At 64.0% G+C, this 19,522-nt stretch carries 22 protein-coding genes; 6 read left to right on the top strand and 16 right to left on the bottom strand.

Annotated features, from left to right (window positions below; all coding sequences use genetic code 11):
* Window positions 1-90: 90 nt before the first annotated feature.
* Complete coding sequence (locus tag AC3D25_RS14805) at window positions 91-735, top strand: glutathione S-transferase family protein (RefSeq protein ID WP_488889115.1); 645 nt, start codon at window positions 91-93, stop codon at window positions 733-735.
* A 13-nt stretch (window positions 736-748) separates the two neighbouring features.
* On the opposite strand, the gene AC3D25_RS14800 is transcribed toward AC3D25_RS14805, so the two are convergent.
* The 9 genes from AC3D25_RS14800 to AC3D25_RS14760 form a co-directional block, all read right to left on the bottom strand.
* Entirely contained in the window at window positions 749-994 is a 246-nt protein-coding gene (locus AC3D25_RS14800) for a hypothetical protein (RefSeq protein ID WP_488889114.1), read from the bottom strand.
* Window positions 995-1,052: 58 nt separating this feature from the next.
* Complete coding sequence (locus tag AC3D25_RS14795; RefSeq protein WP_488889113.1) at window positions 1,053-1,283, bottom strand: hypothetical protein; 231 nt, start codon at window positions 1,281-1,283, stop codon at window positions 1,053-1,055.
* 114 nt (window positions 1,284-1,397) lie between these two features.
* A complete protein-coding gene (locus AC3D25_RS14790; protein ID WP_488889112.1) occupies window positions 1,398-2,297 on the bottom strand; it encodes a carbohydrate kinase family protein in 900 nt (299 codons plus the stop codon).
* A gap of 5 nt (window positions 2,298-2,302) precedes the next feature.
* Complete coding sequence (locus AC3D25_RS14785; RefSeq protein WP_488889111.1) at window positions 2,303-3,553, bottom strand: AGE family epimerase/isomerase; 1,251 nt, start codon at window positions 3,551-3,553, stop codon at window positions 2,303-2,305.
* A complete protein-coding gene (locus tag AC3D25_RS14780; RefSeq protein ID WP_488889110.1) occupies window positions 3,550-4,557 on the bottom strand; it encodes a LacI family DNA-binding transcriptional regulator in 1,008 nt (335 codons plus the stop codon). Before AC3D25_RS14780 ends, AC3D25_RS14785 begins: the two co-directional genes overlap by 4 nt.
* Window positions 4,558-4,747: 190 nt before the next feature.
* A complete protein-coding gene (locus AC3D25_RS14775; RefSeq protein WP_488889109.1) occupies window positions 4,748-5,353 on the bottom strand; it encodes a class I SAM-dependent DNA methyltransferase in 606 nt (201 codons plus the stop codon).
* Window positions 5,350-6,123, bottom strand: a complete 774-nt coding sequence (locus AC3D25_RS14770; protein WP_488889108.1) for a PIG-L deacetylase family protein — start codon at window positions 6,121-6,123, stop codon at window positions 5,350-5,352. Before AC3D25_RS14770 ends, AC3D25_RS14775 begins: the two co-directional genes overlap by 4 nt.
* Entirely contained in the window at window positions 6,111-7,148 is a 1,038-nt protein-coding gene (locus tag AC3D25_RS14765; protein WP_488889107.1) for an acyl-CoA dehydrogenase family protein, read from the bottom strand. Before AC3D25_RS14765 ends, AC3D25_RS14770 begins: the two co-directional genes overlap by 13 nt.
* Before the next feature lie 373 nt (window positions 7,149-7,521).
* Window positions 7,522-8,538: a bile acid:sodium symporter family protein gene (locus AC3D25_RS14760; protein ID WP_488889106.1), complete on the bottom strand. Its 1,017-nt coding sequence runs from the start codon at window positions 8,536-8,538 to the stop codon at window positions 7,522-7,524.
* Between the two features lie 405 nt (window positions 8,539-8,943).
* Between AC3D25_RS14760 and AC3D25_RS14755 the strand changes: the two genes are divergently transcribed.
* Together AC3D25_RS14755 and AC3D25_RS14750 are read left to right on the top strand one after the other, a co-directional pair.
* On the top strand, window positions 8,944-9,453 hold the full coding sequence (locus AC3D25_RS14755; RefSeq protein ID WP_488889105.1) for a hypothetical protein: 510 nt from the start codon (window positions 8,944-8,946) through the stop codon (window positions 9,451-9,453).
* Window positions 9,454-10,131: 678 nt separating this feature from the next.
* Window positions 10,132-11,214: a porin gene (locus tag AC3D25_RS14750; protein ID WP_488889104.1), complete on the top strand. Its 1,083-nt coding sequence runs from the start codon at window positions 10,132-10,134 to the stop codon at window positions 11,212-11,214.
* A gap of 107 nt (window positions 11,215-11,321) precedes the next feature.
* On the opposite strand, the gene AC3D25_RS14745 is transcribed toward AC3D25_RS14750, so the two are convergent.
* Window positions 11,322-12,287: an NAD(P)H-dependent flavin oxidoreductase gene (locus AC3D25_RS14745; RefSeq protein WP_488889103.1), complete on the bottom strand. Its 966-nt coding sequence runs from the start codon at window positions 12,285-12,287 to the stop codon at window positions 11,322-11,324.
* 269 nt (window positions 12,288-12,556) lie between these two features.
* On the opposite strand from AC3D25_RS14745, the gene AC3D25_RS14740 reads away from it, so the two are divergent.
* Window positions 12,557-13,447: an alpha/beta fold hydrolase gene (locus AC3D25_RS14740; protein ID WP_488889707.1), complete on the top strand. Its 891-nt coding sequence runs from the start codon at window positions 12,557-12,559 to the stop codon at window positions 13,445-13,447.
* Between the two features lie 189 nt (window positions 13,448-13,636).
* On the opposite strand, the gene AC3D25_RS14735 is transcribed toward AC3D25_RS14740, so the two are convergent.
* Genes AC3D25_RS14735 through AC3D25_RS14710 form a run of 6 tightly spaced genes read right to left on the bottom strand, consistent with a single transcriptional unit; the run spans window position 13,637 to window position 17,589 of the window.
* Window positions 13,637-14,548, bottom strand: a complete 912-nt coding sequence (locus AC3D25_RS14735) for an MBL fold metallo-hydrolase (protein ID WP_488889102.1) — start codon at window positions 14,546-14,548, stop codon at window positions 13,637-13,639.
* Window positions 14,545-14,676, bottom strand: coding sequence for a DUF1289 domain-containing protein (locus tag AC3D25_RS14730; protein WP_488889706.1), 132 nt, complete (start codon window positions 14,674-14,676; stop codon window positions 14,545-14,547). Before AC3D25_RS14730 ends, AC3D25_RS14735 begins: the two co-directional genes overlap by 4 nt.
* A gap of 38 nt (window positions 14,677-14,714) precedes the next feature.
* On the bottom strand, window positions 14,715-15,221 hold the full coding sequence (locus AC3D25_RS14725; protein WP_488889101.1) for a YbaK/EbsC family protein: 507 nt from the start codon (window positions 15,219-15,221) through the stop codon (window positions 14,715-14,717).
* Window positions 15,222-15,239: 18 nt separating this feature from the next.
* Window positions 15,240-16,157 carry a hydroxymethylglutaryl-CoA lyase gene (locus AC3D25_RS14720; protein ID WP_488889100.1) on the bottom strand — a complete coding sequence of 306 codons (918 nt, stop codon included), beginning with the start codon at window positions 16,155-16,157 and terminating at the stop codon, window positions 15,240-15,242.
* Window positions 16,158-16,178: 21 nt separating this feature from the next.
* A complete protein-coding gene (locus tag AC3D25_RS14715; protein WP_488889099.1) occupies window positions 16,179-17,126 on the bottom strand; it encodes a 2-hydroxyacid dehydrogenase in 948 nt (315 codons plus the stop codon).
* A 1-nt stretch (window position 17,127) separates the two neighbouring features.
* A complete protein-coding gene (locus AC3D25_RS14710; protein WP_488889098.1) occupies window positions 17,128-17,589 on the bottom strand; it encodes a VOC family protein in 462 nt (153 codons plus the stop codon).
* 179 nt (window positions 17,590-17,768) lie between these two features.
* Here AC3D25_RS14710 and AC3D25_RS14705 point away from each other — a divergent pair, with 179 nt between their 5' ends.
* Together AC3D25_RS14705 and AC3D25_RS14700 are read left to right on the top strand one after the other, a co-directional pair.
* Window positions 17,769-18,380 (top strand): RBBP9/YdeN family alpha/beta hydrolase, encoded by a 612-nt coding sequence (locus tag AC3D25_RS14705; protein ID WP_488889097.1) that lies wholly within the window; start codon window positions 17,769-17,771, stop codon window positions 18,378-18,380.
* Between the two features lie 93 nt (window positions 18,381-18,473).
* Complete coding sequence (locus AC3D25_RS14700; RefSeq protein ID WP_488889096.1) at window positions 18,474-19,484, top strand: sulfate ABC transporter substrate-binding protein; 1,011 nt, start codon at window positions 18,474-18,476, stop codon at window positions 19,482-19,484.
* The last annotated feature ends 38 nt before the right edge of the window (window positions 19,485-19,522 follow it).

The following is a 19,522-nucleotide window of genomic DNA, read 5'->3' as shown; positions in this document are numbered from 1 at the left end:
GGAATATCGCGCCGTTGTGGTTAACCCGCGCCTAGAAACGCGCCCGTTCGTACTACGCTGGGGGTTCGTCAACCCGCCGGGAAATAACCGATGAAGCTCTATTACTGGCCGAAAACCCGCGCCTTTCGTGCACTGTGGATGCTGGAAGAATTGCGCGCGCCGTACGAGTTCGCCTACGTGAACATCCGGGCGGGCGATCAGAATGCGCCGGAGTTTTGCCGCGTGAATCCGATGTCGAAGCTGCCCGCGCTCGACGATGACGGCGTGTGCGTCGCGGAATCGGGCGCGGTGCTGCTCTATCTCGCCGATAAATTTCCGGAAGCCGGGCTCGGCGTACCGCTCGACGATGCGCGGCGCGGCCGCTTCCTGCAATGGATGTTTTTCACCGGCGCGTGTCTCGAACCCGCGATGGCCGAGCGCATTACGGGCGCGCCGAGCAACACCGTGTCGTTCGGCTGGGGCGATCTCGGGCGCGTGGAGCACGCGATTGAAGCGGCGCTCTCCGACGGCCCGTGGCTGCTCGGCGACCAGTTCACCGCCGCCGATATTCTGGTCGCGAGCACGTTGCAGATCGCGTTCACGGCCAAGCTGGTGCCGGACGAGGGCGCGTTGTCAGCGTATGTCGCGCGTGCGGTGGCGCGCGAGGCGCATGAGCGTGCCGTGACCATCGACCAGCACGAAGCGCAGAAAGCCGCGCTCAAGACGCAGACCGGGACGGCCAGCATCAGACAATAAGCGTTTTGCTGGCTTACGGAAAAACGCGAGGTTTTGGAATTCCCGCGCCAGCTTCGATATCCCCGACCGCGCGCCGATGCGCTAGTTCGATGGCCTCGGCCGCGCTGGCGAGCCCGCCGTCGCCGCCGACGGTCGTCCAGGTCTGGACCGGCTTTTCAAGGTGACGGATTTCGTATTCCGCGTCCCAGCGCGCGCCCTGCAATTCGAGCGAGCGGACGTGGATCGAATAGACGCCGTAGAGAAAGATCTGTTCAGGCATGGTGCGCTCCGATCGATGCTGGCGGCGGCGCACGCTCGACAGCGGCGCCGGCGGGCTTTTACAGTTCGATTTCGCCGAGGATGCGATGCGCGAGCGCGCGCGCTTCTTCCATCGCTTCCTCTTCGCTTGCCGAAGTGGCTTCGACTTCGTAGAGCGTGGCGTCGGTGTCTTCGCCGTCGTTGCGATCGAGCGAAACGACGCCCTGGAACTGTCCTTCGCCGCTCGGGCGAATTCCGATAGTCGCGGTGTAGATGCCCTTCGTGTAGGTCGTGTCAGTCGTATCGGCCATGATTCCCCTCCGGCAAAGACAGAAAACCATGCTAGCACGCGTTAATCACATGCGTGTGACGAAGCGCCCAGGCCTGACGGCGTAAGGCTTTCGCCAGATGCGTTCGCGGTCGTTTCAGCGCAGCAGTTCCTCGACTTCCTCAAGCGACGGCGAATGCGCGCCGGAGAAACGGCAGGCCGCCGCGCCCGCCGCGAGCGCGAAGCGCAAGTGCGTGTCCCAGTCGCCTTCGCGCGTCATCAGGCTGTACAGCAATCCGCCGATCGACGCGTCGCCCGCGCCCACCGTATCCGCCACCTCGACACGCGGCGGCTTCGCGTTCCACACGCGTTCGCCGACATGCAGCGCCGCTTCGTCCGCGCCGCGCGTGACGAGCACCGTGGCCTCCGGATTCATTGCGCGGATGCGGGCGAGCGCGTCGGCTTCCTCGATGCCCGGAAAGAGCCGATGCAGATCTTCGTCGGACACCTTGATGAGATCGGCGAGCGCAGCCATCTTGCGCAGCGTCGGCTCGTAGCCGTGTTCCATCAGGTTGCGGTAGTTCGGGTCGAAGCTGATCTTGACGCCGTGCTCGCGCAGTTGCGCGGCGAGTGCGGCGAGCGTGTCGCCGAGCGGCTGGCGCACGAGGCTGATGCAGCCGAAATGCGCCCATTTCACTTCGTCCATCCAGCCGGTGGGCAGCCGCGTGGGATCGAAGGCGAGATCCGCGCCGTTTTCGCCCATGAAGTAATAGGTCGGCGGCTGCGTCTTGTGGACGATCGCGAGCAGCGGCGGACGCTCGACGCGCTGCATGAAACGCATGTCGAGACCGCCCGCGACGCTTGCGTCCCAGAGTTCATCGGAGAAATTGTCGGTGCCGAGCGAGCCCGCGCACGCCGTCGGCAGGCCGAGCCGGGCGACCGCGCGCGCGACGTTCCAGCCGGCGCCGCCCGGCCGCGACAGCCATTCGGACGCGCCGGTGCGGATCAGGTCGGTGAGGATGTCGCCAGCCGAGACGAATTGGGGAAACGCTGCCATGAGTGTCACCGTATGCTGTTTAGCGGGGCGGGCAGTGCGTTCAGCACTTCGTAGCACGCGCCCATCGTGTGGTAATCGGTCTTGCCGGCGGGACTTTTCTCGTCGCCATATTTGCGGTTGTCGCAGGTCAGAATGCGGAACCACGCGCCGTATCGGTGATCGACAAAGTGTTCCCAGCTATAGCGCCAGAGTTCGTCGTAGCAGTCCCAGAAGCGCTCGCGGCCCGTGCGCGCGCCGAGCAGCGCGGCGGCGGCGAAGCTCTCGGCCTGCACCCAGAAATATTTGTCGTGGTCGCAGATGGTGTCGTCGGGGCCGAAGCCGTAGTACAGGCCGCCGTGGCGGTTATCCCACGCGCGGTTGAACGCGGCGTCGAAGAGTTCGACGGCACGCGGCGCGAGCCACGGCAGCGCGCGATGACGTTCGAGAATCAAGAGGAGCTTGGCCCATTCCGTCTGATGGCCGGGCTGGAAACCCCACGGACGGAAGATGTTGGAACTATCGGATTCGTTGTAATGCCAGTCGATCGACCAATCCGGCGTGAAGTGCTCCCACACCAGCCCGTTCGACAATTTCGCCTGACGCAGCGTGATGTTCCCGGCGATCTTCTCCGCGCGATCCAGATAGATCACTTGGCCGGTGGCCTCGTAGGCGGCGAGGAGCGCCTCGGTCGCGTGCATGTTCGCGTTCTGGCCGCGATACGCGGACAACTGCCAGTCGGGCGTGGCTTCGTCGGCGTAGAGACCGGCGTCGGCGTCCCAGAAACGGCGTTCCAGCAACTGGAAGGTTTCGCCGATCATCGGCGTGGCTTCCTCGATCCCTGCCATCGACGCATGCGCGCACGCGAGCAAAACGAACGCGAGGCCATAGCAGTGACGCGTGCCGTCGAGCGTGCGTTTCGCGCCGTCGCGCCACTCGATTTCCCAGTCGTAGCCTTCGAGCGCGGCGTCCCAATGAGCGTCGCGGAGGAATTCGAACGCGTGGCGCGCGTCGTCCTGATACGACTGATCGCCAAAATGGCGGTAGGCCATCGCGTAGTTGAAGACGAAACGCGTGCTGCTGACGAGATGGCGGGTCGTGCGGTCGTAGACCTCGCCGTCGTCCTTGAAAAAGTGGAAAAAACCGCCGGACGAATCGCGTGCGACCGGCGCGTAGAACGCGAGCGTGTCGCGGACGTGCGCGAGCAGGAAGTCGCGGCTGCGGAAGTCGTTGTCCGCTTGCGCTTCTACGACGGCGGCTGGGGAGGCGAGTGAATTCATGTCGAAATCGGGCCTGAGCTTGCGCGTGGAATGAAATTGACGGGAACGAGCGTATCGGTCATCTCGGGTTCGTTTAGCGCTTCTTCCAGTAACAATTCGACCCCGCGCCGACCGAGCGCCTCTTTGTCCACGGTGACGGTGGACAACGGCGGCGTACTTTGCGCGGCGGCGGGGATGTCGTCGAAGCCGACGAACGCGATGTCTTCCGGCACCCGCAAGCCCTGCGCGGTGCAGACACGCATCGCGGCGAGGGCCGCTGCATCGTTATAGGCGAAAACGGCGTCGGGGAGCGGCAATGATTGCGCGCGAGCCTGCGAGATCAGGCGCGACATGGCGTCGGCGGCGGCGATATCGGCGGGGATGCCGGGCTGGATCGTGACTTCAAGTGTGGGATCGAAGAGCAGGCCCGCCTCGAAATACGCGTGCCGGTAGCCGAGCGCGCGCTGCGCGATGCTGTGATGCGCGAGCGATCCGCCGATAAACGCGATGCGCCGGCGTCCCTGCGCGAACAGATGCTGCATGGCGAGCGCGGCGCCGCGCCGGTTGTCGATATTCACCGACCGGAAACCGGGCGCGTGCAAGTCGATCAGCACGGTCGGCCGGTTCAGCGCGTGAAGATGCGCGAGCAATTCCGGCTCGATAAAGCCCGCGACCGCCACGGCGTCGGGCGCGTGAAGACGCATCTGCTGCGCGAGGTCGTGGGTCGGCCCGGCTGTCAGCACGGACGGCACGAGCCGGCGTTCGCGGCAGGCTTCCTCGAAACCGTTCAGGACGTGCGAGAAAAACGGGCTGACCGCGAAATTATTGTGCTGGCGATGCAGCAGGAACGTGACGCGCCTGATGCGCGTGCGCAACTGCGCGGAATCGTAGCCGAGCTGCCGCGCGACTTCGACGACGCGAACCCGCGTCGCTTCGGACAAGCCCGGCTGATTCTTGAGCGCCCGCGATACGGTGCCGATCGATACGCTTGCCGCACGAGCGACATCGCGAATGGTGGTAGCCATCGAGTGCTGTGTGTCTCCGCTTTTGTTTTTCGCCGGGAGCGCGCGTTTAGCGCGTGAAGGCGTTATCCGCAATGCGGCGATTGTATAGTAAAAATTTGACTCCCCGCTACCGACAGCGCTTGGAGAAAACCATTAAAGGCATGATGGATAAGGTTCATTTATGTTTAGTAAACTAGCTTAAACACTCCGACTACCGCACCTCCCTTTGATGCACCGATGCTCCATTCGACGACCACACGTCGAGCACCATGTCGTCGTCCTGATAGTGCGAGAGATGCGGCAGTTTCAATTGCTCGCGCAAGCGGGCGTGGACGTGATCGCCGGAATGCGGCCAGCCGTCGATCGGTCGCCGCCAGTGGCACGCAAGCACGCACCCGCCGGGCGCGAGCGAGGCCATGATCCGATCGGACATCCGCGCTAGCTGTACTTCGCTCAAATAATAGGCAAGTTCGCTGACCACCAACAAATCGAACGCGCCGTCCGGCCAGTCGTCAGGCACAGCGCGTTGTTCCACGCGGACGTTTTCAAGGTGCGCGACGCGTCGCGCCGTGAGGGCGACGGCGTCGGCGTTGAGATCCGCGGCGAGGACACGGTCGCAACGGGTTGCGAGTTCGACGGTCAGTTCGCCATTCGCGCAGCCCGGCTCGAAAGCGCTTTCGTAACGCTCGTCGGGAAGCGCGGCGAGCGTGAGCGCCCGTTTGCGCCTTTCGTACCAGCGGTCGCGCAAGAGCCACGGGTCGTCGCTCGCGCTGTAGAGGCCGTCGAAGTAGGCGTCGGCATTCGGCGGCGTGTTCATATCAGCACGACTTCATAAGGACGCGTCAGCCGCGCGATTACATGGGCCGGCAGGATCGCGTCGCGGCCCGTCGTGGCATCCGGTTCAAGCTGGCTGCGAAACGCGGCGACCGCGTGGAGCTTGCGGGCGAGCGTGGTTTCGTCGAGCGCGATCCGGCGGGCGCGGCTCCACGGTACGCGGACATCGTCGGGCGAGGCCCAGTGCCACGTCCAAACCGGTACTTCGATAAAGGTCAGATCGAGCGCATCGGTCGCCGACGCAGCCGCCCGGCCCACCGCTTCGTGATCCGGATGGCCGTCGCAGCGCCAGGTGCCGAACACCACGTCGCCGGGTTTGAGAACTGCACCGAGCCGTTCCACGAGCATCGCCTCGGACGCCGCGCCGCCGCCATCGGGCAATCCAAGCCGCGTGACTTCGACGTGGCGCATGTTGAGGCGCTGCAGCGCGTCGCGCGTTTCCCGCGGACGCACGTCGGCAAGCCGCGCGGCTGGCCAGTCCAGCGAATCGGGGTGACTCGCCGTCCCGTCCGTCACCGCAACGATCAATGCCTTGCGGCCGAGCGCCGAGAGCCGCGCGAGGATTCCGCCAGTGCCGAGAATCTCGTCATCGGGATGGGGAGCGACGACGACCACGCGGGAATGAGGCGGCACGAGGTCCGCTGGATCGACTTCGGGTAGCGCGGCAAGCCGCTCCCACGCCTGCCACGATGCTTCGGGCGTGCCGTCGCCTTGAATGGCGCGATCCGATGCGTTGGTGGTTACAGTTCCCATTGGCCACTTTCCTCGTTGGCGATGCGTTCAGCGAGCGCGGCTTCGTCCCGCTCGGCGTGGCTTTGCCGGATAAAGACCGGCAGGTCCGCCATCAGGCGGGCGAAATAGCGGTTGCGACAGAGCGGCGCGGCGCCGAGAGCGCGTCCGGCACGTTCGACGACGACGCCTGCCGCCTGCTCGGCGGCAAGCCGCGCGCGGAACGCGGGCAGCATGGCATCGGCGCGCGGTTCGCGATCGAACCGGTCCGCCGTTTCACGCAGCAAGGCGGCCGTGCCGGACAGCGCGGTGTCGATCGCGCCGAGGTGCGCGAGCTTGTACGGATCGGAGCGGCGATGCGTTTCCTGCCGCACGAACTCGCCGATAGCCGCCGCCGCGCCGAACCAGCATGCCGCTATGCCGCCCCCGCCGTGCCAGAAGCCCGCGCGTTCGATATAGGCTCGAGGGCCGCCCACTTGAACTGCGCGGGCGTGGTCGAAGTGGACGTCCACGCTTGCACTCGCGTTCATGCCGACTGCCATCCAGCCTTCGGTCGTGACGCGCACGCCTGATTGGCGCAGATCGACGGCGGCCAGGACCGGTTCATTGCGCGCGTTCCACGCCGTGACGAGCGCGTGAGTGACGGACGCCGCGCCGGAGCACCACGCCTTTACGCCGTCCAGGACGAGCCCGTCGCCGTTCGTCTCCGACGCCGCGAGCCTTGCGTTCGGCGGTTCCGCTGCCCAGACGCCCCACGCGCTCCCGGCTTCGGGCGATGGCCCGCTCAGTTCCGCGAGGATCGCGAGCGCATCGGTGTGGCCTTCGTAGAGTTTGACGAGCGCAAGATCGCGCGCGGCCACGGCAGCGAGTATTCGCCAGCGTTCACGCGTAGCGCCTTTTCCGCTCGCCGGCAGCGGTATTTGGTCGAGCCGAGCGTCAATCAGCACGCGCAGTGCGCGCGCCGTGTCTTCCGCCGATCCCTGTTCAAACCGTAGTTCCAGCAGCGTGGCCTTGAGTTCCGCCGTGCCGGGCGGTGCGCCATTGCTCATGGCGTCAGCCCTCGCGCAGCCGTGCCGATGTCGCTCTGCATGCTTTTCTCCCTGGTGCCGAAACGCTTAAGTGGTGCGTCAAGTGTGGCAAGCCACATGCCCGGGCGCCAGTCGGCCGAAAGTCATAGGCGAATCGGCGCAATGCGTTCGTCGGCGAAGGCTCAAGGGAAGTGCGGGAGGACGGCCAGGCATGCCGCAGCGCGATTCCCGACGGCGAAATCGTGCGTTTGGCTTATGCCGGATGGACGAATAGACGAGAGCTCGTAGCGCGGTTCAAATAGCAAAAAGGCCGCACCGGGCGGCCTGAATTGCAGGAAAACTAACGGGGAGGGCGGCTCGCTGTTTAGCGGGCCGCGCGGACTTCATGACGAAATCAATGACGCGCCGGAGCGGCGTTGGCGGGTTTGTGAGCGCGCTCGGCGCTCATGTCGCGCGCACCCCAGCGCTGGGCCAGGACCGCGCACACCATCAACTGGATCTGATGGAACAGCATCAGCGGCAACACGACCGCGCCCACCGCGTGCGACGCGAAGATTACTTTCGCCATCGGAATGCCGGAGGCGAGGCTTTTCTTCGACCCGCAGAAAATGATGGTGATCTGGTCGGCGCGGCTGAATCCGAGCCGCTTGGCGGCAAAGGCGGTCGCCGTGAGCGCCAGCGCGAGCAGCACGACATTGGCGAACACGAGGCCCGCGAACGTCGAGAGGGAGATCGAGTGCCAGATGCCTTCGTTCACGGCTTCGCTGAACGCGACGTAGACGACGAGCAGGATCGAGCCCTGATCGACGAAACGCAGGATGGCACGGTTGCGGTCCAGCCAGTTGCCGATCACCGGCCGCAGCACTTGACCCGCGATGAACGGTACAAGCAATTGCAGCACGATATTGCCGACCGTATGCCACGCCGACCCCGCCGTCGCGCCGTGATTGCTGACCACCAGGCCGACGAGTGCGGGGGTGATGAAGATGCCGAGCAGGCTCGACGCCGACGCGCTGCAGACGGCGGCAGGTACGTTGCCCTTTCCCATCGAAGTGAACGCGATCGACGATTGAACCGTGGACGGCAGCGTGCAGAGGAACAGAATGCCCATGTACAAAGCCGGCGTCACGAGCGGGGTGAGAATCGGCTTGAGCGCGAGGCCGAGCAGCGGAAACAGCGCAAACGTGCTCAACAACACGACTAGATGCAGCCGCCAGTGTGTCGCGCCCGACACTACGGCTTCACGCGAGAGCTTTGCGCCGTGCAGGAAGAACAGCAGCCCGACCGCGACATTGGTCAGCCAGTTGAACGCCACGGCTGTGACGCCACGGCAGGGCAGCAGGCTGGCGAGAATCACGGTGCCGACTAGGGCGAGCGTGAAGTTATCGGGTAGGAAACGGGGGCGAGCCATCGAAATCTCGTACTGATGAAAGCAGACGTTGCAGGGAGCCGGACGCACATAAGACGGCTAACTGCCGTCCGATCGCAAAAATCAACTCATGGAAAACCAGTATTTTCACAGGACACAATTGAATAGGCAAATTCATTTAAGTGATTGATTAATGCCTATTCGGCATGATTCTAGCGCTCGGGCATCGCTTCGCGCGCAGGCTGAATCGAGCGCGTTTGATGCAACATCCGGACCTATCCGCCAAACCCATTTCGTCGCACGAATCGGCCGCCTAAACAATCGCCAAAACAGCGAAAAAGCGTGACGTAACATGGTGTTACAACCGAAGGTCGGGCATAACACTTTTTGGCTCGACTGCCGGGGCCGCGCACAATAAATTGTCGAAAGACTGGTTGGCGGGCGACCGTGACCGACAGACATGTCGGTGCGAAGTACCCCGAATCATCCGACTGCAACCAGTCGCTTGTGGCAGGTACTGTCTGCCGATACAAGCCAAATTCGTCGGATCTTCGCAGTTTCGACATGGCGCGCACTGGCTCTTCCTTAATTGCTCGAGTGTTTATCGCCGCCGCGATCGCAACGATCACGGTGTCGACGACGTTCGCGTTCGCCGGACCGCCTACCGCTGTCTGGTTCTCGAACGGAACGGCGGAAAACGCGGGGAGTGCAGATTCGCCTATCGAATCCACGCGCCACGATGGCGTGGTTGGCACCGTTTCAGCGCGGGATGGCCTCACACCGGTGAGTGCGGAAGTTCGCGGCGTGCCGCATGGAGAGCAGGCTGCTCAGATGCGCAGTCCGGGTTCCATTCGTGCCGACATCGCGCGTTACAACGAAGAGCGTGGATTACCGCGACCGCCTGGCCGCCAATCCGACGAAGCGCGCGCACCCGCCAACACCGGCTTCCGCAACTGAAGCGAACGCGAACTTCACTTTCCGCAACTGAAGCGACCGCCGACTCCGCCTTTAGCAACAGAAGCCCCCGCAAACTCCGCCTTCCGTAACCGAAGCACCCGCCAGCCCCGCCTGCAGCACCCAAACCCACCGCCTCAACTAAAGCAACCCGCGCGGTTGAATCACGCCCAAAGCATTCCATCCGCAAATTGCAAAACTGCACCTGCACTGCCCGTCTCGCCGCCCCCGAGACAAAAAACAATTTCCACGTCTATACCTGCTGTCGCATTGACGCAATCGCGCCACAGTTTGCGCGATAGAGGCCCATAACAATTCCTCTCGTTATTACGCGCAACGACAATGCGTCCTGCGTTCGAATCCGTTGTCGCCCCCGATCGTTTCTCATTGTTATATCCGCCGCGCCCCGGCCCGCCGTGGCTTTGGACCCGACGGCATGTATCGGCCTTAGCGTGGAAGTGAAGACATAACGGTCGGTGAACATATCGGCGCATAAGCAAACTATTCAAATCGCTATACCCGCAATAACCAAATATATTTTTGACCGGAAAAATGATCCGTAAAGATGGTCCCGCTCCACACAAGCCCAACAACGCGGACGCACGATCAGCCGGTCCGACGAGGCAAGGTCACGCCCCTTGCCCGCAACGCTTTAACTTTGACAAACGAACAGGAGAGTTCATGAAGCCAACCGTCACCCGTGCGCTAAAAGCATCGGTCAAGGCCACCGCCATCGCCGGCATGTTCGGCTTGCTCACCGCTGGGGCGGCTCACGCGCAGTCGAGCGTTCAGCTCTACGGGCAGGTCGACGAATGGGTCGGCGCGACGAAATTCCCGGGCAGCGACCGCGCGTGGAACGTGGGCGGCGGCGGCATGTCGACGTCCTACTGGGGCATGAAGGGCGCCGAAGACCTCGGCGGCGGCTACAAGGCGATCTTCGCGCTCGAAGCGTTCTTCCGCGCGCAAAACGGCGCGGCCGGCCGCTTCACCGGCGACACGTTCTTCGCCCGTAACTCGTATGTCGGTATCCAGTCGCCCTACGGTACGTTCACGACCGGCCGTCTGACGACGCAACTGTTCGTCTCGACGATCCTGTTCAACCCGTTCGTCGATTCGTACACGTTCTCGCCGATGGTGTACCACGTGTTCCTCGGCCAGGGCACGTTCCCGACCTACACGACCGATCAGGGTATCGTCGGCGATTCGGGCTGGAACAACTCGGTGCAGTACACGACGCCTGACTTCAACGGCCTGACCGGCAGCGCGATGTACAGCTTCGGCAACCAGGCGGGCGACGGCCGCTCGAAGAAATACAGCGCGCAGTTCCTGTATTTCCACGGCCCGTTTGCGGCGACCGGCGTCTACCAGTACGTCAACTACAACAGCAACCCGGGCGATCTGAGCTCGCTCGTCGCGGGCTACAAGAGCCAGAGCGCGGCGCAGCTCGGCGTGTCCTACGACCTGAAGTACGTGAAGTTCTTCGGCCAGTACATGTACACGAACAACGACATCGAAGTCGGTTCGTTCCACGTGAACACGGCACAGGGCGGCGTGACGGTGCCGCTCGGCACGGGCACGGTGATGGCGTCGTACGCGTACTCGCGCAGCAACGGCGGCCTCGACCAGACGCATCAAAGCTGGGCGCTCGGCTACGACTACCCGCTCTCGAAGCGCACGGACGTCTACGCGGCCTACCTGAACGATCACTACACGGGCATGTCGACGGGCGATACGTTCGGCGTCGGTATCCGCGCGAAGTTCTAAGTTCGGCAGCGAGCCTTCATCGCGAAGGCTCATGCAAAAACACCGCATTCAGGCGACGCCGGAATGCGGTGTTTTTATTTGCGCGCACAAGTCGCGTGGCGGAAAACTCAGTGGCGGATACCGAGCCGCGTCTTCGCGTCGTCGTATTCGGTCTTGAGCCGCGCGACCAGTTCCGCGACGCTCGGCACGTCGTCCATCAGGCCGACGCCCTGGCCCGCGCCCCAGATATCCTTCCACGCTTTCGTCTTGCTCGATCCGTCGCCGAAGTTCATCTTCGTCTTGTCGGATTCGGGCAGCGCTTCGGGATCGAGGCCCGCGTTCACGATGCTCTGACGGATGTAATTGCCGTGCACACCCGTGAACAGGTTCGTATAGATGATGTCGGCCGCGTTCGCATCGACAATCGCGCTCTTGTAGCTTTCGAGCGCGTGCGCCTCGCGCGTCGCGATGAAGCGCGTGCCCATGTACGCGAGATCCGCGCCCATCGCCTGCGCCGCGAGAATCGAGCCGCCGTTGGCGATCGCGCCGGACAGCACGATCGGGCCGTCGAACATGCGCCGTACTTCGCCCACCAGCGCGAACGGCGAGAGCGTGCCCGCGTGGCCGCCCGCGCCCGACGCGACCAGAATCAGCCCGTCCACGCCCGCTTCCAGCGCTTTTTGCGCATGCCGGATATTGACGACGTCGTGCAGTACGATCCCGCCGTAGCTATGCACCGCGTCGATCATCTCCTTCACCGGCGCGCGCAAGCTCGTGATGAAAATCGGCACCTTGTGTTCGACGCAGACGCGCACGTCCGCTTCGAGCCGCGCATTCGACTGATGCACGATCTGGTTCACGGCAATCGGACCGATCACGGCATTGGGATTCGCCGCGCGATGCGCCGCCAGCGATTCCTGGATTTGCGTGAGCCATTCGTCGAGCAACTCGACCGGCCGCGCGTTAAGCGCCGGAAACGACCCGACGATGCCCGCCTTGCACTGCGCGAGAACCAGTTCGGGATAGCTGACGATGAACATCGGGGAAGCCACGACGGGCAGCGCAAGATGTTGCAGAGCGGCGGGAAGTGCCATGGCGCGGGTCTCCTGTTTATACGTTCAATGCGAGTCGGTTGAATTCTATGGCACGCGCACCGCGACATTTTTGAGAAATGCGGCGATGGCGGAATCGTGCGGGTTTTTTTAGCGAACGATCGTTCTATTATAGGGGAAAGCCGCGCGTCCGTGCCGCTTTGCCGATCTGAACAAGAGTTCAGTTTCTACGAAAGTCCCTTGATTCAAGCATCGAAACGTCGCAAACGCCGCCTACAATGATTCGCACCTGCCACGATCCAGACGACATCATGCCGTTCGAGGACTATCAGCCGTTTCACGTCGATGCCGATGGCGTCGATATTTTCGGGATAAAAGGCGGGAGCGGACCGCCGCTTTTGCTGCTCCATGGGCATCCTCAAACGCACCAGATCTGGCATCGTTGTGCGGCGACGCTCGCGGCACATTTCACCGTGATCGCGACGGATCTGCGCGGCTACGGCGCGTCGGCCAAGCCGTCGAGCGACGAGCAGCACGCGCCCTATTCGAAGCGCGCGATGGCAGCGGACCAGGTCGCGGTGATGCGCCACTTCGGTTTCGAGCGCTTTCTGGTCTGCGCGCACGATCGCGGCGCACGCGTCGCGCATCGGATGGCGCTCGATTTTCCGGCGGCTGTCGAGCGTTTGATGCTGCTCGATATCGCGCCGACGCTCGCCATGTACGAGGCGACCGATCGCGAGTTCGCCACCGCTTACTTTCACTGGTTTTTTCTGATTCAACCCGAGCCGCTGCCGGAGACGTTGATTGGCGCGCATCCGGATGTGTATATCGAGCGCGTGATGGGTTCGCGTCACGCGGGGCTCGCGCCGTTCGCGCCGCATGCAATGCAGGCGTATCGCGACGCGCTCGCGCAACCGGGCGCGATTCACGCGATGTGCGAGGACTATCGCGCGGCGGCGACGATCGACCTGGAGCACGATCGCGAAGATATCGAATGCGGCAACAAGGTGGCGTGTCCGCTGCGTGTGCTGTGGGGCCGAGAGGGCGTGATCGAGCGGTGTTTCGATGCGCTCGCCGAGTGGCGGCGCGTCGCGCGCGATGTCAGCGGCCGGGCGCTCGATTGCGGGCATTACATTCCAGAAGAGATGCCGGATGAGTTGCTCGCCGAAGCATTGTCGTTTTTCGAGGCCACGGAGCGGTGAACCCGAGCGCGCGCCGGCGTTCAGCGTGCGTTCAGCTAACCGTTAAAATTCTGTAGGGAAAGCACCGATGCGGGCGGAAAACTCGCGCGTTACGATGCACTCGACGCTTGATCACGTCGAGACAATTCCGCCGCCTGGCCCATCGGCCACGCGGCTTTCTTTTTTTTCAGAAATGGCTCGCGCGTTCGCTCATGACGCCGTCAGCATGTCGCCTTCGACCCGCAAAGCGCCGTTGCGCGCAAGATCGCCGACAATTCCGCGTAGCAGCGCTTCACGTCCGGCGTCGCCCACGAGCATGTCTACCGACGCGCGCATCGAGCGCGCCGCGTCCGCCATATCGAGCAGCGCGGCGAAGCTCATGCTGCGCGTTTCCATCAGCTTGAACACGATCAGCACCTTCAGCGCGTTGCGGGCGTTTCGCGCGGGATCGGCGCGCAGATAGTCGAGCCGCGACGACGCGACATCGAGCGCGCGATCGATATCGCTAAAAGGCGCGCCGTGTCCGGGAATCACGACGCGCACATCCAGCGTCGCGATCAGATCGAGCGCCGCGCGCTGTTCCGCAAAGCCGCTTTCGCCTTCAAGTTCCGGAAAAATCACGCCGAAGCCGTTCTCCCACAGTGCGTCGGCGGAAATCAGCACGCGCTCGCTGGCGCAATGGAGCATCAACGAGTGCGGGTCGTGGCCGGGCGCGCCGAGCACGCTCCAGTCGAGGCCGCCGAGCATGAGCGACGCGCCGGGCGCGATCGTGCCGGTGAACGTGAAGCGGTCGCAATGCTGGCCGGTCGCGCGGAAGGTGAGGGCGTCTTCGTCCCAGTTGCGCACGGCGTCGGCTTCGCTTGCCGGGATGAGCGTTTCGCACGCGTAGGCTTGCTGCAATGACGCGTTGCCGCCGCAGTGATCGGAGTGGAGGTGCGTATTCACGATGAGGTCGAGCGGCCGCGTTTTCAGCGCCTGTCGCACGAGCGCGAGCGTTTGCGGCGCGTGCGTCGCGTAGCCGGAATCGACCAGCGCGGCGCGTTCGTCGTCGATCATCAGCACGTTGTTCGACGACAGCCAGCCTCGTTCGAACACTCGAACGCTGTCAGGAAGACGGATCACGGCGGCTCCTTTCGGCTCGGCAGCGCGTCGAGCACCGCGCGCTTTTGGGTATCGTCGAGCGACGACCAGTTCGCGATTTCGTCGATCGTGCGCAGGCAGCCTTCGCAAAGTCCCGTGACCGGATTCATCCGGCACACGTCGATACACGGCGACGGCACGCTGGAATTCACACGACTTCGCGCAGCGCGACGTCCACAACCGGCGCGCCCGTCAGCGACACCAGTTCGTCCGGCGTCAGGTTGAACACCGCGTGCGGATGGCCGGCTGCGGCCCACAGGCTGGTCAACGCGAGCAGATCGGCGTCGATCAGCGTCACCGGTTCCGTGGCGTGACCGATCGGGCAAACGCCGCCAATGGCGTAACCCGTTTTCTCGCGCACGAACTTCGCGTCCGCGCGGGCGAGCGCGCCGACGCGCGCGGCCACTTTCGCTTCGTCCACGCGATTCACGCCGCTCGCGATCACGAGCACCGGCGCGTCGTCTTCACGACGGCGAAAGAGGATGGATTTGGCGATCTGCGCCACATCGCAGCCGAGACCCGCCGCCGCTTCCGCCGAGGTCTTGCCGGTTTCCGGCAGCATCACGACCGGTTTCGTATGGCCGCGATCCTGCAGCAAGCGTGCGACGCGGCGTGCCGATTCCGGCAGCGCGTCGATGTCATGCGTTTCGTTCATCGTCATTCCGTTCCAGGTTCAACAAGCCGCGCTTTCACGGCGTTTCGCAAGCAGCGCGCGTCCGGCGCGCGACGCATTCGGTTTGCCGATCGCACGCGAGATGAAATCGCCGGCATCGATCACCTGATCGATATTCACGCCGGTTTTCACGCCGAGCCCGTTCAGCAGATACAGCACGTCCTCGGTCGCCACGTTGCCGGTCGCGCCCTTCGCATACGGACAGCCGCCGAGTCCCGCCACGGACGCATGGAAAATTTCGATGCCTTCCAAAAGCGCCGCGTAGATGTTGGCGGTGGCCTGCCCGTAGGTATCGTGGAAATGGCCGGACAGCCGCTCGCGCGGAAAAACCTTGCTCGCGGCGGCCAGCACGGCGCGCGTTCTCGCGGGCGTGCCGACGCCGATGGTGTCCGCGATGTCGATTTCATCGCAGCCGAGCGCCTTCATCCGCTCGACCACATCGACGACCGCCGCGATCGCCACCTCGCCCTGATACGGGCAGCCGAGCGCGCAGGAGATGCTGCCGCGCAAGCGCAAGCCCGCTTGCTTCGCGGCTTTCGCGACCGGCTCGAAGCGCGCGATGCTCTCCGCGATGCTGCAATTGATGTTCTTCTGCGAGAACGCCTCGCTCGCCGCGCCGAAGATCACGATTTCATCGGCGTGCGCTTCGAGCGCGCCTTCGAAACCGCGCATGTTCGGCGTGAGCGCCGAGTAGATCGAGCCGGGTTCGCGCGCGATGCCCGCGAGCACGGCGGCGCCGTCGGCCATTTGGGGCACCCATTTCGGCGAGACGAACGAAGCGGACTCGACGTTGCGGATTCCCGCGCGTGCAAGCCGGTTGACCAGCTCGATCTTGATGTCCGTCGGCACGAAATCCTTCTCGTTCTGCAAGCCGTCGCGCGGTCCCACTTCGACGATCTTCACCTTTGCCGGAATCATGTCCGCCTCCTGTCTTTTGTATTAGTAGCCGCGCTTCAAATCGACCACGCCGCCGATTGTCTCGCCACGCGAAAGCGCGCGGATTTTCTCCGCGACCTGCACGACGCTTTCCTCGCGCAAGGTGATCGCTGAACTATGCGGCGTGATCGTCACGCGCGGCGCGGTCCAGAACGGATGATCGCGCGGCAGCGGCTCGGTGTGGAAAACGTCGAGCGTCGCGGCGGCGATTTGCCCGCTCGCCAGCGCGTCGAGCAGATCCTGGTCCACGAGATGCGGCCCGCGCGCCAGATTGATCACATAGGCGCCGCGCGCGAGTTTGTCGAAAGCGCGGCGATTCAGCACGCCTTCGGTGTCCGGCGTGTGCGGCAGCAGGTTGATGAGCACCTTCGTGCCGTCGAGAAATTCATCGAAATGCGCTTCGCCCGCGAAGGTCGTCACGCCGTCGATCCGCTTTTCCGTGCGGCTGAAACCGCGCACCGGCACGCCGAACCCGGTGAGCGCGCGCGCCACTTGCGAGCCGAGCACGCCCAGACCGAGCACGCCGACGGTGAAGTCGCCACGCCGATGCGCCTCGAGTGTGTGCCAGCGCCGCTCGCGTTGCTGAAGTTCGTATTCGTCCATCCGGCGTAAGTAGCGCAGCACGCAATAGACCGCATATTCGACCATCTGCTGGGCCATGCCGGAATCTTCCAGACGCACGAGCTTCGCGTTCGGCGGCAAAGTGCCGGGGTGCTGCCGTTCGAGTTCCAGAATTGCATCGACGCCCGCGCCCAGATTGAACACGGCTTTCAGATCGGGCCGGTTCGCGAACAGTTCGGGCGGCGCGCGCCAGACGAGCGCGTAATCGGCCGCGCCGGTGTCGCCCGGTTGCCACGTGCGCAGATCCGCTTCGGGCAGCGCGCGAGTCAGATCCTGCAACCACAGCGCCGCTTGGGAATCGGCGTTGTGTTCGTAGAAAATTATTTTCATGTCACTTCGCGAAAAGGCGGCCGATATCGGCAAATGCCTTGAATTCGAGCGCGTTTCCGCAAGGATCGAGGAAAAACAGCGTCGCTTGCTCGCCGACTTCGCCCTTGAAGCGGATATGCGGCTCGATGATGAAGCGCGTGTTCGCCGCTTTCAGGCGCTCCGCGAGCGTGTGCCAGTCGTCCATCGAGAGGACGACGCCGAAATGGCGGACCGGCACGTCGTCGCCGTCCACGTCGTTTTTGCTCGCCGGGCGTGCTTCGTCGGGCGCGAGATGCGCGACCAGTTGATGCCCGAAGAAATCGAAATCGACCCAATCGGGCGAACTGCGGCCTTCGGGGCAGCCGAGCAGCTCGCCGTAGAACGCGCGGGCGTTATCGAGGCTCGTGACGGGAAAGGCAAGGTGGAACGGTTGCAGCGCGCGGCGCGACACCGAGCCGGACGCGGACGAAGACGATTCGGACATGAGACCTCCGTGGATGAAGGCTTATTTTACGGTCTCGACCGCGTTTGAGGTGCGGCCGATCTTCAAGCCGCGTCGGCCCGAGGCATATCCAAAGCAGGATAAATTGGTTCGTTCGCCTCTCGCGCCGCCCGACAATGCGTTCTGAAAAGGCGTCGGCCCATGCCGGCAGCGAGGTCAACATGAGCGTATTCAGTAAAGTGGGCGGCCAGCCCTTGCTCGTGACCGTGCCGGGTCTGCACGGCAGCGAAGGCGCGCACTGGCAGACGTGGCTCGAACGGCAATACCGTCGCGCGCGGCGGGTCGAGCAGGCCGACTGGGACGCACCGCATCTCGAAACGTGGAGCCAGGCGGTGCGCGATGCCGTCGCGTCGGAGCGCTCCCCGGTCGTGATCGCCGCGCATAGTTTCGGCTGTCTCGCCACCGCGCACGCGCTCGCCGACAGCGCCACGCGCGCGAACGTCGCGGGCGTGCTGCTGGTCGCGCCGGCAAGTCCCGACAAGTTCCGTTTCGCGGGCGCGTTCGAGGCGCGGCGGCTCGGCGTGCCGTCGATATTGGTCGGCAGCGACACGGACCCGTGGATGCCCGCTGCCGAAGCCATGCAGCTCGCGCAACGCTTCGGCAGCGCGTTCGTGAGTCTCGGCGACGCCGGGCATATCAACACGGCGGCGGGTTTCGGCCCGTGGCCGCACGCAAAATATTTCGTCGATACGCTCGCGCACCACGCCGCGCCGCTATCGGTGAACGAGGCGCGTGAACGCGTCGCGCCGCTGGAGCGGCACGCCTACGGCTGAACGGCCGCGTAGCTTTTCGATAGAATCCCGCTGGTCGGCCGCCTTCGTGCGGCCTTTGTTTTGTAGCGAACTGCATCATCGACTGGGGGAGATATGGCGGGAATCAAGCAATGGGCGGCGGTCGCTGCTTTCGCGGCGCTCGGCTCGGCGGCGGGCGCGGCGCACGCCGAAGCGACACTGCTCAACGTCTCGTATGACGTGACGCGCGAGTTGTACAAGGACATCGACGCGGCGTTCGTCGCGGATTACAAGCAAAAGAGCGGCGAAACCGTATCGATCCGCCAGTCGCACGGCGCGTCGAGCGCGCAGGCGCTGTCGGTCATGCAGGGTTTGCAGGCCGACGTCGTCACGATGAATCAGCCGAACGACATCGATCTGCTCGCCGAGCGCGGCCAGCTTGTGCCCGCGAACTGGCGCACTCGGCTGCCGAACAACAGCGCGCCATACACGACGACGATGGTGTTCCTCGTGCGTCACGGCAACCCGAAGGGTATCAAGGACTGGAACGATCTCGCGCGCCCGGGCGTGCAGGTGGTGATCGCGAATCCGAAGACGTCGGGCAATGGCCGCTACACGTATCTGGCCGCGTGGGGCTACAAGAAGCAGCAAGGCGCGACCGATGCGCAGGCGCAGGACTTCGAGAGAGCGATCTTCAAGAACGTGCCGGTGCTCGACACGGGCGGACGGGGCGCGACGACGACGTTCACGCAGCGCGGGATCGGCGATGTGCTCGTGACGTTTGAGAACGAGGTGTCGCTGATCGATACGGGCGTCGGCGCGAAGGATTTCGATGCCGTGTATCCGTCGGTGAGTTTGCTGGCGGAGCCGCCGGTGAGCATCGTGGACAAGGTCGTCGACAAGCGCGGTACGCGCAAGGAAGCGCAGGCGTATCTGGATTTTCTGTACTCGCCGGCCGCGCAGGAGATCATCGCGCAGCATCATTTGCGGCCGCGTAACGCGCAGGTGCTCGCCAAGCACGCGAGCGAATTCAAGCCGATGAAGTTCTTCACTGTCGAGCAGTTGTTCGGTAGCTGGCAGAAGGCGCAGCAGACGCATTTCGCCGATGGCGGTACGTTCGATCAAGTGGTCGAGGACCGCAGGTAACGCGGGTTTGCTGGCGCCCGTGCTTTTGGTTGCCCGGT

The sequence above is a fragment of the Caballeronia sp. SL1002 genome, assembly GCF_057814995.1.
The sequence above is the reverse complement of the archived record's forward strand: the minus strand, read 5'-3'. Positions and strand labels throughout refer to the sequence as shown.